This is a genomic window from Streptomyces sp. 8K308, assembly GCF_004348315.1.
Classification (GTDB): Bacteria; Actinomycetota; Actinomycetes; order Streptomycetales; family Streptomycetaceae; genus Streptomyces.
Genome location: NZ_SMKC01000063.1, coordinates 13,227 through 27,102, shown reverse-complemented (window position 1 = coordinate 27,102; position 13,876 = coordinate 13,227). Strand labels below are relative to the sequence as shown.

Annotated in this window: 12 protein-coding genes and 1 tRNA gene; 7 read left to right on the top strand and 6 right to left on the bottom strand. The window is 74.1% G+C overall.

What is annotated here, in order from left to right:
• From E1265_RS12425 to E1265_RS12415, 3 genes are all read right to left on the bottom strand, one after another.
• On the bottom strand, positions 1-431 hold a 431-nt coding region (locus E1265_RS12425), incomplete at its 3' end, for a hemerythrin domain-containing protein (protein WP_132930352.1).
• A 25-nt stretch (positions 432-456) separates the two neighbouring features.
• Positions 457-1,416 carry a TIGR03557 family F420-dependent LLM class oxidoreductase gene (locus E1265_RS12420; RefSeq protein WP_132930351.1) on the bottom strand — a complete coding sequence of 320 codons (960 nt, stop codon included), beginning with the start codon at positions 1,414-1,416 and terminating at the stop codon, positions 457-459.
• 78 nt (positions 1,417-1,494) lie between these two features.
• A complete protein-coding gene (locus E1265_RS12415) occupies positions 1,495-2,553 on the bottom strand; it encodes an NAD-dependent epimerase/dehydratase family protein (RefSeq protein WP_132930350.1) in 1,059 nt (352 codons plus the stop codon).
• A 222-nt stretch (positions 2,554-2,775) separates the two neighbouring features.
• Between E1265_RS12415 and E1265_RS12410 the strand changes: the two genes are divergently transcribed.
• Positions 2,776-5,667, top strand: a complete 2,892-nt coding sequence (locus E1265_RS12410; protein WP_132930349.1) for a SpoIIE family protein phosphatase — start codon at positions 2,776-2,778, stop codon at positions 5,665-5,667.
• Between the two features lie 12 nt (positions 5,668-5,679).
• On the opposite strand, the gene E1265_RS12405 is transcribed toward E1265_RS12410, so the two are convergent.
• A complete protein-coding gene (locus tag E1265_RS12405) occupies positions 5,680-5,985 on the bottom strand; it encodes an anthrone oxygenase family protein (RefSeq protein WP_347877195.1) in 306 nt (101 codons plus the stop codon).
• Positions 5,986-6,200: 215 nt separating this feature from the next.
• On the opposite strand from E1265_RS12405, the gene E1265_RS12400 reads away from it, so the two are divergent.
• Positions 6,201-6,779 carry a TetR/AcrR family transcriptional regulator gene (locus E1265_RS12400; RefSeq protein WP_132930348.1) on the top strand — a complete coding sequence of 193 codons (579 nt, stop codon included), beginning with the start codon at positions 6,201-6,203 and terminating at the stop codon, positions 6,777-6,779.
• 241 nt (positions 6,780-7,020) lie between these two features.
• Here E1265_RS12400 and E1265_RS12395 read toward each other — a convergent pair whose 3' ends face one another.
• Complete coding sequence (locus E1265_RS12395) at positions 7,021-8,025, bottom strand: LacI family DNA-binding transcriptional regulator (protein ID WP_132930347.1); 1,005 nt, start codon at positions 8,023-8,025, stop codon at positions 7,021-7,023.
• A 206-nt stretch (positions 8,026-8,231) separates the two neighbouring features.
• Between E1265_RS12395 and E1265_RS36995 the strand changes: the two genes are divergently transcribed.
• From E1265_RS36995 to rfbB, 3 genes are read left to right on the top strand one after another with little or no spacing between them, the layout of a single operon-like run.
• On the top strand, positions 8,232-8,552 hold the full coding sequence (locus tag E1265_RS36995; RefSeq protein WP_165953735.1) for a hypothetical protein: 321 nt from the start codon (positions 8,232-8,234) through the stop codon (positions 8,550-8,552).
• Positions 8,495-8,845, top strand: a complete 351-nt coding sequence (locus E1265_RS12385; protein WP_132930345.1) for a hypothetical protein — start codon at positions 8,495-8,497, stop codon at positions 8,843-8,845. Before E1265_RS36995 ends, E1265_RS12385 begins: the two co-directional genes overlap by 58 nt.
• Positions 8,839-9,816 carry a dTDP-glucose 4,6-dehydratase gene (gene rfbB / locus E1265_RS12380; RefSeq protein WP_132930344.1) on the top strand — a complete coding sequence of 326 codons (978 nt, stop codon included), beginning with the start codon at positions 8,839-8,841 and terminating at the stop codon, positions 9,814-9,816. Before E1265_RS12385 ends, rfbB begins: the two co-directional genes overlap by 7 nt.
• Positions 9,817-9,983: 167 nt before the next feature.
• Here rfbB and E1265_RS12375 read toward each other — a convergent pair.
• Positions 9,984-10,056, bottom strand: a tRNA-Arg gene (locus tag E1265_RS12375).
• Between the two features lie 297 nt (positions 10,057-10,353).
• On the opposite strand from E1265_RS12375, the gene E1265_RS12370 reads away from it, so the two are divergent.
• Together E1265_RS12370 and E1265_RS12365 are read left to right on the top strand one after the other, a co-directional pair.
• Positions 10,354-12,012 (top strand): dynamin family protein, encoded by a 1,659-nt coding sequence (locus E1265_RS12370; protein ID WP_132930354.1) that lies wholly within the window; start codon positions 10,354-10,356, stop codon positions 12,010-12,012.
• Positions 12,009-13,769, top strand: coding sequence for a GTPase (locus E1265_RS12365; RefSeq protein ID WP_243740720.1), 1,761 nt, complete (start codon positions 12,009-12,011; stop codon positions 13,767-13,769). Before E1265_RS12370 ends, E1265_RS12365 begins: the two co-directional genes overlap by 4 nt.
• Positions 13,770-13,876: the final 107 nt, after the last annotated feature.

The following is a 13,876-nucleotide window of genomic DNA, read 5'->3' as shown; positions in this document are numbered from 1 at the left end:
GCCGCCCGTAGCCTGGCCCCCATGTCGCGCAGCTCATCGGGCGTGCGCCCGGCCCGCACGGCCGGGAACTCCTCGCGCTCCTCCCGTTCCGCGTGCCGCAGCACCGCGTGCTCGAACTCCAGGAAGGTGCGATCGAAGTCGGGGCTGTCGACGGCCATCCGCTCCAGCATCACCAGCACCCGGGTGGCGGCCTCCTCCTCCCGGTTCCTGGAGTCCGCCTCCGCGGTGCCCGCGGTCTCCTTGGCGACCGGCCTGAGGATCATCTCCTCGGCCGTCTCGTGCACCGCGAGCAGCGCCCGCAGCTCGTCGAACGCCTGCCGCCGATGGGGGCCGCTGGCGCCCTTGACCTCGGTGAACAGCTCGCGGATCCGGGCGTGCTGGTCGAGCAGGATGCGGATCACGTCGTCTCCAGGACGCGCGCTGGCGGTCATGGTGTGCCTCCTTCCTCCTTGCTGCTCAACGGGGCAGCTGGGGCAGGACCTTGGTGCGGTAGAGGTCGAAGAAGCCCGCCATGTCGGGGCCGATCTGGTTGACGTAGACGTGGTCGAAGCCGGCGTCGTGGCAGGCCGCGAGTGACCTGACGTGCTCCTCCGGGTCGTCGCCGAGCGGCATCGGGCCGTTCCGCACGTGCTCCTCGGTGACGAGCTTGGTGGCCTGCTGGAAGTGGCTCGGCTCGGGCAGCACGGCGGCCAGCTCGCCGGGCAGGAACATGTTGGGCCAGCGCTCGAGGACGGTGTGGGCCGCGGTGTCCTGGTCGGTGTCGTAGCAGACCTTGATCCCGCAGGAGGCCGGCTTGTCACCCCCGCCGTTCTCCCGGAAGCGGCGCAGCAGTTCGGCCTCCGGGCCCATGGTGATGAAGCCGTCGCCGATGCGGGCCGCCACGTCGGTGGCGGTCGGCGCGAAGCCGGAGACGTCGATCGGCACCGGCTCGTCCGGCACGGTGTAGAGGCGGGCGTTCTCCACGGTGTAGTAGCGGCCGCGGTGGCTCACCCGCTTGCCGGTCAGCAGCCGCCTGATGACGTCGAGGGACTCCTCGAGCATCTCGAGCCGCACCGGCGCCTCGGGCCAGGCGGTGCCCAGGATGTGCTCGTTGAGCGCCTCGCCGCTGCCGACGCCGAACCGGAAGCGGCCCTGGTGCAGCACGGCGCTGGTCGCCACGGCCTGCGCGATGACGGCCGGGTGGGTGCGGATGGTGGGGCAGGTGACGGCGGTCTCCACCGGCAGTGAGGTGGCCTGGGCGAGGGCGCCGATGGTGGACCAGACGAACGGGCTCTGGCCCTGGGCGTCGAGCCACGGGTGGTAGTGGTCGGAGATCCACAGCGAGTCGAAGCCCGCGTGCTCCGCCATCCGCGCCTGTTCCACGAGCTCGCGCGGGCCGTGGTCCTCGCTCGCCAGGAAGTAGCCGTAGGTCGTCATGACAGGGGACACCTCGTTCCCGTTGGGTCGCGTTCGTGTCGCTTGCTTCGGTGTGTCAGGTGTGTTCGGCGCGTCCGGTCAGGGCCGGCGGCCGACGCCGGTGGCGAACTCGCGCAGCCGCCCGCCCGGCAGGTCGGGTTCGAGCGGCGGGGTGTGCGCGCCAGTCCGGTGCCGCAGCCCGTGGATCAGGTCGCGCAGCGCGTCCTCGGCGCCGAACCTGGGCCGCCAGCCCAGCTCGTCGGCGGCCCGCGAGCAGTCCATGAGGGGCAGCCGCAGCAGGGCGTCGAGGAGCTGTGGCGGCACGGGCGCCAGCCGGCCGCGGTAGGCGGCGGCCAGCGCGCCGCGCAGCACGGGCCGTGGCAGCCGGAGCGTCCTGGCGTCGAAGAGCCGCGCGAGCAGCGCGGCGTCCACCACCGGCTCCGCCGCCAGGTTGAACGCGCCGCGCACCGGCTTGGTGAGCGCCCGCCGGTAGGCGTCGGCGGCGTCGCTGGTGCGCAGCACCTGGAACCGCAGTCCTGGCAGGTCGGGGACGACCGGGCTCAGCTCGGGCCGCACCATGGGCGCGAAGAGCAGCGGGCCGATGAAGAACCGTCGCTGCTCGGCCGCCGACTCGCGGGAGAACAGGAAGCCGGGCCGCATCCGCACCACGCGGGTGTCGGGCGACCTGAACTCGAAGGTGTCGAGCAGCCGCTCGACGTACGCCTTCTCCCGGCTGTAGGCGGACTCCGGCCAGCCGTGCGTCGGCCAGCTCTCGTCGACCGCCCGGTCCTTGGGGCCCGGCGAGTAGGCCGCCACCGAGGAGGCGGCCACCAGCGTCGGCACCCCGGCCGCGGCCACCGCGTCGAGCACCCGGGTGGTGCCGAGCACGTTGGCCCGCCAGGTCAGCGACGGGTCGCGGGCCGGCTGCAGCATCCAGCCCAGGTGGACCACGGCGTCCGCGCCGCGGAAGCACTCGGTCAGCTCGGCCGCCGCCCGCTCGGTGCGCAGGTCGACCGACTCCCAGGAGGTCTTGGCCACCGACCAGTCGGGCGTTCGTCTGGCGAGCCCCAACACGGAGGTCACGGCCGGATCACCGGCCAGGGCACGGACCAGGGCGCTGCCGACGTTGCCGGTCGCGCCCACCACCACGACGCGCATGCCTTCTCATCCCTTCGGGGCCTGGGGCGGCAGGGACGCTCCGGGTACCCGGCGGCCGCCGCCGTCACACCGGGGGCGGCGACCGTTCCGGGCCGAGGACACGAGGAGCCGTGGCGCAATCCGGCGGATATCCTCTGATCACGGACTTCTCGCGCGTTCATGGCCGCCCCTGGGGGGCCGACCGCGCGGAGGACGCTCCGGAGGGCCGCCGGGAGGTCACGGATGGTCGGGAACGCGAGGCACCCCATGCCGGCCGGTGAGCCGCCGGCCGATCGGTTGCGCGTGCTCAACGCCATGGAGGAGGGGCTGACGGCCTCCGAGGTGCTCTCGGCCGCCCTCCACCACGCGGTGGCCGCCCTCGGCGGCCTCGGCGGCCTGGCGCACCGGTGTGGGCCGGCCGGGGCGCCGGGACTGCGACTGGTGGTGAGCAGCGGACTTCCGCGTTCCCTCACCGGGGCCTGGGACCATGTCCCGGGCGACGCCGACGTGCCTCCCGCCCGGGCGGTGCGTCAGGGACGACCGGCACGGATGGCCGTGGCCGACGCGACCGCGCGGGTGCCCGGAAACGACGGCCTCGCCGGCATCCCCGCGCACGCCGGACTGGTGTCCGTCCCCGTGTTCGCGCCCGGGGGCACGCTGGGCGCGCTCTCGGTCCTGACCGCACCGGCCCCGAAGGGCGAGCCAGGTCCTGGCGGTCTCGCCCTTCTGACGGAGGTCGCCCGGTGGGCCGGCGAGCGGCTGCGACGGGCCGCCCCGCGGACGGCCGACGCGGACCTCAGGCAGGCGCTCGAGGCGGTGCGGGTGGGAGCCTGGGAGTGGGACACCCGCACGGACGACGTGCTCTGGAGCGAGGCGATGCACGCCATTCTCGGGGTCCCCCCGGAGGACTTCGGCGGGAAGACCGAGGGCTGGTGGAACGTGATCCACCCCGACGACCGGCCCTGGGTGGCCGCCGAGACCGACCGGACCCTCCGCACCCACGGCATGATCGATTACGAGTACCGGGTGCGCCGTCCGGACGGGACGTCCGGACGGGTGCAGGCCCGCGGTCGCACGATCTTCGACGACCACGGTGAGCCCGTGCGCGTGCGGGGCACCCTGTGGGAGACGAGGGAGCCCCGCACCACCCAGGAGACGGTCGGGCGTGCCCTGCGGTACCTCAGCGACGGGTTCCTCGCCCTCGACGGGCAGGGGCGGGTCTCGTTCCTCAACGTCCAGGCCGAGCGGCTCTTCGGCCCGTCGCGGGAGGTGACCGGCCGTCCGCTGTGGGACGTGCCCGCCGCGCGGGCGGTGCCCGGCCTCGTGGAGTGCTGCCGGCGCTCGATCGCCGAGGGCACCCCGACCGACTTCGACGTGCGGTGGCCGGACAGCGACCGCTGGTACCACCTCAGGGCGGTACCGGTGCCTGACGGCCTCGCCGTCTACCTCAGCGACGTCACCGAGAAGCGCCTACGGGAGACCGAGCAGGCGGCCGCCGAGCGGGCCGCCGCCGAGCGGGCCTCCCGCATCGCCGAGTTCACGGCGGCGCTCGCGCGGGCCGTCACCGCGCAGGACGTGGTTCAGGCCGTCGCCGACCAGGGGCTTCCGCTCTTCAACGCGGCGGCGACGGTCATCATGGTGGTGGAGGGCAGCCGCCTCCGGGTGGTCGGGAGCGTCGGCTACTCCCGGGCGCTCCTCGAGATGGTCAACGCGATGCCGGTCGATTCGGCCACCGCGATCTCCGACGCGTTCCGCACCGGAGCTCCCGAGTTCATCGAATCGCCCGAGGAGTTCCTCGCCCGCTATCCGGGGACGGAGGAGCTCGTGGCCGCGTCGGCCAAGAAGGCGTGGGCGTTCCTGCCGCTGATCGTCTCGGGCCGCGCCATGGGGTCCTGCGTCATCTCCTTCGCCCGTCCCCGGGGGTTCTCCGACGGTGACCGCACGCTGCTCATCGCCGCCAGCGGGCTGCTCGCCGGGGCCCTGGAGCGGGCGCGTCGCCACGACATCGAGCACACCAGGTCCCAGGAGCTGCAGAGCGCGCTGCTGCCCAGCGAGCTTCCCGAGCTGCCCGCGGTCACCGCCGTCGCCCGCTACCTGCCCGCCGGCCGGGACGTCGAGGTGGGCGGGGACTGGTACGACGTCATCCCGCTCTCCGCCGACCGCGTCGCCCTGGTCATCGGCGACGTCATGGGGCACGGCCTGCCGGAGGCCGCCACCATGGGCCGGCTGCGCACCGCCGTCTGGACCCTCTCGGACCTCGAACTGCCCCCCGACGAGGTGCTCACCCGGCTCAACGACATCGTCAACGACCTCGGTAGCGATCTCTACGCCACCTGCCTGTACGCCGTCTATGACCCCACCAACGGCTCCTGTGTCGTCGCCCGCGCCGGGCATCCGCCACCCGCCGTCGTCCACCCCGACGGCACCATCCACTTTCCGAGCCTGCCCCCCAACGCGCCGCTGGGCGTGGCCACCCCGCCGATCGACACCGCCACCCTGGACCTGCCCCCGGGAAGCCTCCTCGTCCTCTACACCGACGGCCTGGTCGAGTCCGCCAGCCGCGACATCGACCGGGGCATGGCCCAGCTCGCCCAAGATCTGGTCGAGTTGTACCGCCCCGATGGCACCGGCTCCCTCGACGCGCTGTGCGACGGTCTCACCTCGGCGCTGCTGCCCGCCAGGCAGCAGACCAGCGACGACGCCGCCCTGCTCGTCGCGCGCACCCACCGGCTGCCCTCGGGCGACGTGGCCTCCTGGCACCTGCCCGAGGACCCGACCGCCGCCGGAGAGGCGCGCGGACACGTCCGCGAGCAGCTCAGCCTCTGGAACCTGGACGATCTCACGCCGACCACGGAACTGCTCGCCAGCGAGCTGATCGGCAACGTCATCCGGCACGCGAAGGGCCCCATCCTGCTGCGGCTCCTGCGCAGCAGGAGCCTGGTCTGCGAGGTCTCCGACGCCAGCCTCACCATGCCCCACATCCGCCGCGCCGGCGAAACCGACGAGTACGGACGGGGACTTCAACTGGTCGCCGCCCTCGCGCAGCGCTGGGGCACCAGGCTCACCCACACCGGGAAGTCCATCTGGACCGAGCAGCCGCTCCAGAACGGTTCCGTCAGTTCCACGCCAGGGTGATCGGGGCGTCCCTCAGGACGTCGCGCCGACGACCAACAGCGTGAACGCGGCGACGAGCACGGCCACGCGCAGGTGGTGGAAGCGGTCCCAACGGCCGATCCGCTCCCGCCAGTCAGCGGGGAGGCTGTCGCGGGTCCACCGGGCGACCCGGGAGTTGATCGGCACCAGCAGCACGACGGACATCACCACGCTCAACAGGAGCAGCCCGGTGGCCGCGCCGACGTGGCCGGCGCCCGCCCCGCCCCACGCCGTCCCGGCCCAGACCGCGCCGAGCGCCGACGAGCCGATGTACCAGAACGGCTTCACCCGGCCCAGCACCCGGGCCCCGTCGCTCCGGGCCGCGAGGCCGCCGTCGTTCGGCAGCCGGTCGAGGATCGGGTTACGAAGGCAGCCACCGCCAGCTCCACCCCCACCATCAGGCCGACGACCACGATCGTGACGACACCCCAGCACGTTCTCCATGACGCTCCGCCGAACCGTTTGCGAGGCTAGCCTGCCTCCGCTCGCCTGTCTAGCGGTGCTAGTGTCGCGTCATGTCGGTACAGGAACGCAGGGAACGCGACCGGGCCCACCGCCACCAGCTGATCGTCGCCACCGCGCGCGAACTCGCCGAGGCGAGCGGCTGGGACGCCGTCACCACGCGCCGGCTCGCGGAGCGCATCGAGTACAGCCAGCCCGTGCTGTACAGCCACTTCGGCGGCAAGCGCGAGATCGTCGGGGCCGTGGCCCTGGAGGGTTTCGCCGAACTCGGCACGGCGCTCCGCGGCGCGGTCGCCGACGTCCCCGCCGGACCGGCCGCGGTCGCCGCCGTGGCCCGCGCCTACGTCGACTTCGCCGAGCGCAACCCCGCACTCTACGACGCGATGTTCCTGCTCGACACGGGCCTGCTCTTCGCCGACGCCGCCTCGCCGGCGCCGCTGCGCGACGCGTTCCAGGCGTTGCTCGACCCGCTCGCCGACGTGCTGGGCGAGGACGCCGACCCTGGCCTCTTCGCGGAGGTCTTCTGGTCGGCCCTGCACGGCCTGGTCGCCCTCACGCGCTCCGGCCGCCTCCCCAGGGAGGCGGCCGACCGCCGCCTCGACATCCTGGTACCCCGCTTCACCACCGGCTGAGCAATCGCGCCACACCGCTCCGCGGCCGGCCGACGGCGTCAGACCGCTCCGCCTTGCCGGCGGGCGCCTACGCCTCGCCGGGGGCTGAGCGATCGTGCCGCTTCGCCTCGCCGGCGGCTGACGGCTCAGCCTGCTCCGATTCGCCCGCGGGCTGCTCCGTTTCGCCGGTAGGTGGTTTGTCTTCGCACGCAGGCGGTTTCGCCTCGCCGGCAGGCGGTTCCGCCTTGCCGGCGCTGATGGGTCAGGCCGACTCGCGGACCAGCAGGCTGGTGTCGCAGATGACCGGCGCGTCGGCCGTCGGGGCGCCCCGCAGCCGATCAAGCAGCAGCTCGATCATCCGCCGGCCCATCGCCGCGGTGGGCTGGTGGACCGTGGTGAGCGCCGGCTGCGCCTGCGAGGTCACCAGCGCGTCCTCGAACCCCACCACCGCGACGTCATCCGGCACTCGGAGGCCACGCTCCTGGAGCGCCCACAGGGCGCCGAGCGCCATGTTGTCCGAGGCGGCGAACACGGCGTCGAGCAGCGGGTCGGCGTCGAGCAGCCGACGCATCGCCACCATGCCGCCGGAGACGCTGAAGTCGCCGTACGCCACCCGCTCTGGGCGGCCGGCCAGCGCCTCCCGGTAGCCGGCGAGCCGGTCGATGCCCGCGGTGGTGTCCTGCGGCCCCGCGATGGTGGCGATGCGGCGGCGGTCCCGGCCGACCAGGTACTCGGTGGCGCGCCGGGCGCCGTCCCGGTTGTCCGCGTCCACATAGCTCGTCGGCACCACGTCGAGCCCACAGGGACGACCGCCGAGCACGGTGGGCATGCCGTAGCCCTCGAGCCGGGCGGGCAGCGGGTCCTCGCACACCAGCGAGATCATCAACACGCCGTCCACCCGCTGCGCGCGCAGCTGGTCGGCCAGGTCGGCGCGCTCCGCGTCCGACTGCGTGAGCCGCAGCGTCAGCGCGAGCCCCGCCGCCTCGGCGGCCGCGCTGATCCCGCCCACGATCTGGCCGAAGTACGGCTGCTCGAACCGGCGCTCGTCCGTCTCCGACATGACCAGCGCCACGGTGCGCGTGCGGTGCCCAGCCAGCGCGCTCGCCGCCCGGTTCGGCACGTACCCCAGTTCGTCGATCGCCCGCAGCACCGCCTGCCGCGCCCGCTCGCTTACCGCGCCTGAGTCGTTGATCACCCGGGAGACCGTGCCACGGCCGACCCCGGCCCTGGCGGCGACCTGCTCGATGGTGGGGCGATGGTTGTTCATCGGACGAAAGTACCGGAAGGGGGGCGCATGAGCGTCACGAGGGCGGCGGTGTCCGTGGCGTGGCCTCGTACTCCGCGCCCCGGGAGGCGGCGCCGCGCTCCGCCGTGGGGACGCCGCGCGGAGTTGCGGAAGAGCGCGGGGTCGATCATCGGGCTGTGGTGGCCGCGCTGCCGGTGCACGAACAGGGCGGCTCCAAACAGGCCCTCATGCGCCAGGCACTCCTGGAGGCCATGGGCGACTTGGCGACGGAGATGCAGCGCTCCCTGAACGCCGAGCTCGCCCCGGACATCGACCCCCTCGTCCGGCAGGAGCGCAGCTGGCAGCGCGCCGTGGAACTGATCGAGGAGCACGGCGCGTGCGGCGGGTTCGAGGCCCTCATGCGGATCGACGACGACCCCGAACTACTCCAGGCGGTGCGCGCCGCGCAGCCCGAGGCGCGCCGCATGCTGGCCGCGCTGTTCCCCAGGGCGTGCCGGAGGACGAGGTCGGCGCGGAGGACGAGCGGGGGCTCGGCTCCTTCTCCATGACGCTGGTCGTCGGCCTGATGGTGCAGTACTCCGTCGGCCTGGAGAGCGGCGTGCCCACCGGCGCCGAGTTCGCCCGCGCGCTGCGCCGCGCCACCGGCGACCTCACCGGCCAGGCCGTCGACGCGCCCACCGGCGAGCACCTACCGGCGCTAGCCGCGGCCCGCCACCGGCAGCGCGGGGGGCAGGGCAGGATTCGCTCCATGGGATCCTCGAACTCCGCCGGCTGGCACGTGGCGGCGGGCGCCGGGGTGCGGACGGCGCGGGGCCGGGCCATGGAGGCGTGGGCGTGGTGAGACGGGTACTGGTCGCCGGCGGGGCCGGGTTCATCGGGTCGCACTACGTCAGGACGCTGGTCTCCGGCGGGTATCCGGCCTGGGCGGGGGCGTCCGTCACGGTGCTGGACAAGCTGACGTACTCGGGAAACCTGACGTCGCTCGATCCGGTGAACGGTGGCTTCACGTTCGTGCACGGCGACATCTGCGACGCCGAGTTGCTGGCGCGGGTGGTGCCCGGTCACGACGTGGTGGTCAACTTCGCCGCGGAGACGCACGTGGACCGGTCCATCACCGCGCCTGACGTGTTCGCGATGACCAACGTGCTGGGCGCGCACCGCCTCGTGCGGGCCAGCCTGGAGGCGAACGTCGGGCTGTTCCTGCAGGTGTCGACGGACGAGGTCTACGGCAGCATCGCGGAGGGCTCGTGGACCGAGGACGCGCCGGTGTCGCCCAACTCGCCGTACGCGGCGGCCAAGGCGGGCGGAGACCACATGGCGTTGGCGTACGCCCGGACCCACGGCCTCGACGTGCGGGTCACGCGCTGCGGCAACAACTACGGTCCCTACCAGTACCCGGAGAAGATCATCCCGCTGTTCGTCACCCGTCTGCTGGAAGGGCGGAAGGTCCCGCTGTACGGGGACGGGCGGAACGAGCGGGAGTGGATCCACGTGGACGACCACTGCCGGGGCATCCAGCTGGTGGCCGAGCGCGGCCGCGCCGGTGAGGTGTACCACGTCTCCGGCTCGACGTCGCTGACGAACCTGGAGCTCACCGAGCGGCTGCTCCACGCCCTCCGTCTGGGTCCCGAGATGATCGACTGGGTCGAGGACCGCAAGGGGCACGACCGCAGGTACGCGCTGGACGACAGCAAGCTGCGGTCGTTGGGATTCCGGCCCGCCACGACCTTCGACGACGGCCTCGCGGACACGGTCCGTTGGTACCGGGAGCGTGCCGACTGGTGGCGGCCGCTGCTCCGCGGCGGCCAGTGAGGGGAGCGGCGGGGGCGATCGGGAACGGGAGCCCCGGCCGGATCCTCCTCGCCGACACGCCCTCGCGCGCCACTCTGAGTGGGAGGTGTTCAGTGCCACGTGAGGAGGGGGGCCTGGGGGAACGTCGTTGGCCGACAACCGGCGACCGGCGCGCGCATCGGCTGCGGCGCCCCCGGCAGGACTCGAACCTGCGGCCAAGCGCTTAGAAGGCGCCTGCTCTATCCACTGAGCTACGGGGGCCGGTCGTTGGTCATGGCGCGGGACGGAGCCCCCTGGTGACCTCGCCGTGACACAGGATATGGCCTTGAGGGGTTCGTCCCTGTTGCTTCACCGCAGCACCGTCGTGTGGAGATCCAGTGAAGCAGTCCTGATAATCGCAGGCGAGTGCGATGCGCGCAGCGTTTTTGGGGGCGCCAGTGAGGGGTGTTGCGTAGTCGTTATGCCGGGGGGTGGGGTCTGCTGCCCGGATTAGGGCGCGTTCGGTGGAATATGCTTTGGAAATGGCTTGAAATTGGGCATTCTGCGCATGTGGCGATCTTGGAGGCACGGCCCGAACTGCTGGACGCGCTCACCGTACTGCGGGAGCGTCTCGCCGCCGCGCGCTTCCCTCTGGAGTTGCCGGGCGCCGAGCGCGCTCGGCAGTCGCGGGCGGAACTGCTCGCGCAGCTCGACGGCTACCTGCTGCCCCGCCTGCGCACGCCCCAGGCGCCCCTGCTCGCGGTGATCGGGGGCTCGACTGGCGCCGGCAAGTCGACGCTGGTCAACTCGCTGGTCGGGCGGCACGTCACCGAGGCCGGGGTGCTGCGGCCCACCACCCGCACGCCCGTGCTCGTCTGCCACCCCGACGACCACCACTGGTTCGCCGACCGGCGCGTGCTGCCCCGCCTCGACCGCGTGGTGACCCAGCGTCAGGACGGCGACCCGGAAGGACCGGCGACGCTCGCCGTCCACGCCACCCGGGCCGTGCCCGCCGGCATCGCCCTGCTCGACGCGCCCGACATCGACTCCCTGGTCGCCGAGAACCGCGACCTCGCCGCCGAACTGATCTGCGCCGCCGACGTCTGGGTGCTCGTCACCACCGCCTCCCGCTACGCCGACGCGCTGCCCTGGAACCTGCTGCGCAGCGCCCGCGAGTACGACGTCACGCTGGCCACCGTCCTCGACCGGGTGCCGCACCAGATCGCCGCCGAGGTCTCCCGGCACTACGACGCGCTGCTCGAACGGGCCGGGCTCGGCGGCGTGCCCAGGTTCACCGTGCCCGAGCTGCCCGAGTCGGCCCGCGGCGGGTCAGGGCTGCTGCCCGCCACCGCCGTCGCCGGCCTCCGCGAGTGGCTGTTCCGCCGCGCCCACGACGGCGACGCGCGGCAGCGGGCCGCGGCCCGCACCGCCGCCGGCACCCTTGCCTCGCTGCGCGCCAGGATCGGCGCCCTCGCCGGCGCCTGCGCCGCCCAACACGCCACCGCCGTCCGCCTCGACCAGCGGCTCGCCGGCGCCTACGCCGAGGCCGACCGCCGGGTGCGCGACTGCCTGGCTGGCGGCGGGCTGCTCACCGGCCAGGCCCGCGCCCACTGGCTGGCCTTCCCGCACGACGCGAGCCCCGACGAGCTGCTCGACTCGCTGGCCCAGGCGCTGGCCGGGCTGCTCGTCGAGGCCGTGTCGGCGGCCGACGAGCGCATCGAGACCGCCTGGGCCATGGAGCCGGGGGCGCCGACCGGCGGCCTCGACGGCGCCGAGACGGTGCGGGAACGCGTCAGCCTCCAGGTCCGCCGACTGCGCCGCTGCCTCGAGGAGTTGGCCGACGAGGCCTGCGCGGCCGTCGGGCTCCGCCCCGACCAGGGCGGCAGCGGCCGGTCGATGGCCGGCGCCGAGATGGAGATCGCCGCGCTGCTCGCCGCCGCGCTGCTCGGCGGCAAGGGCGGCACGGTCGCCCGGCAGGCCCTCTCCAGCTCCCTCGGCACCCGCGTCGCCGCGCGGCTCACCGAGCAGGGCGACCGGGAGGTCGGGGGCTGCGTGGACCGGGTGCTCGGCGGCGAGCGGGAGCGGCGCGGCGCCCCGCTGCACGACCTGGAGATCAGGCCGACGCCCCAGGTCGAACTCGTCGCCGCGCTGTCGATGGTGCACGGCTGGCACACCGGCGTCCCGGCGTCCAAGCGAGCGGGGGCCGAACCAGCGGGAGAGGCAGGAGAAGTCCGGTGACGGAGAGCATGACCATCACCCGCACCCGGCGGGAGACCACGGAAGAGCCGCGACCCACACCCGCGAAGGAGCCCGACGGCCCGGACGAGGAGAAGGCCCTGCGGCGGCGGCTCGGCGCGCTGCGCGAGCTCATCGGACTCTCCCGCACCCGCCTCGCCGAGGTCGACCTCGCCGAGACCGGCCGGGTGCTCGAGGAGGCCGCGGCCCGCGACAAGCTGCCCCGGAGCTACACGGCGGTCGCCATCGCCGGCGCCACCGGCACCGGCAAGTCCTCCCTGTTCAACGCCCTGGCCGGCGCCCAGCTCTCCGAGACCGGGGTGCGCCGCCCCACCACCGCGACCGCCGTCTCCTGCACCTGGGAGGCCGGCCGCGAGCAGAGCCCCGACGGGCTGCTCGAACGCCTCGGCGTGCCCGCCAGGGCCCGCCGCCGCGCCCACGTCCTCGACCCCGGACTGCGCGGCCTCATCCTGCTCGACCTCCCCGACTACGACTCCGTCGACGTGACCCACCGCGAACAGGTGGACCGGCTCCTCGGCCTGGTGGACGCCATCGTCTGGGTGGTCGACCCCGAGAAGTACGCCGACACCCTGCTCCATGAGCGCTACCTGCACGCCTTCGCCGGGCACGCCGACGTCAGCCTCATCGTCCTCAACCAGACCGACCGGCTGCCGCCCGACGCCGTCGACGCCGTACTCGACGACCTGCGCCGGCTGCTCGACGAGCGCGGCGTGGCGCTCGGCGAACACGGCGAGCCAGGCGCCGGGGTGCTCGCCGTCTCCGCGCTCACCGGCGACGGCATCGCCGAACTCCGCCAGACGGTCGGCGAGCTGGCCGCCGCCCACACCGCGGCCGCCCGCCGGCTCGCCGCCGACGTGGACGGCGTCGCCCGGCGGCTCGGCCCGAAGTACATCGCCGACGCCGGCGAGGCGCCGCCCGGGCTCACCCCGCGCGCCAGGGAGGAGTTCGAGAACGCGCTCGCCGCCGCGGTCGGCGCGGCGGCCGCCGGACAGGCCGCCGAACGCGGCTGGCTGCGCCGTGCCGACCGGGCCTGCGGCACCCCCTGGGCACAGGTGCTGTGCCGCCTCGCCGCCCGGCAGGCCGAGCGGCGCGGCGAGCCGCCCGCGCTCGCCGCCCAACGGCTGCGCGTCGCCGGCACCCGCGCGGTGGCCACGGCCGTCGTCGAGCAGGCCGTCCGGCAGCTGGCCGACGAGGCGACCGAGGGGCTGCCCGAGCCCTGGGGCCGCGCGGTGAAGGACGCCGCCCGGCGCGGCGCCGAGCGGCTGCCCGACGACCTGGAGCGCGCCCTGGAACGGCAGTCGGCCGAGCCGCTGCCCAAGCCCCGCTGGTGGTCCGTCGCGGCCATCGGCCAGGCGGTGCTGCTCGCCGCCCAACTCCTCGGCCTCTGCTGGGTGGTGGCCGCCCTGGCGGGGCAGCCCGTGGTGGGCCGCTGGCTGCCGCTCGCGCTGCTGGTCTGCGGCTCCTTCGGCGGCCCGCTGCTCGCCTGGGCCTGCCGGATCTCGGCCCGCGGCCCCGCCAGGTCCTACGGGCAACATGAGGAGTGGCGGCTGCACCGGCTGGCCGCCGACCGCGGCCACAGCCAGGTGCTCGAACCGGTGGCCGCCGAGCTGATGCGCTACCGCGAGGTCAGGGAGCGCTACGTGGTGGCGGCCTCGCCCACCGGAGGCGCCGAACTCCCGTCGCTCGCCCCGCTGTCCACGTTGTCCCCGGCTGCGCCAACCGTCCGTGATTCGAGGTAACGATTCGACCTCGGAATGTGTAACTCCCCGTTCTCCTGGGGAAATTGCCCAACTCCCTCTCTACGATCGCCCGTACGCACGGGGATGTTGATGTGCGCGCCGCCTGA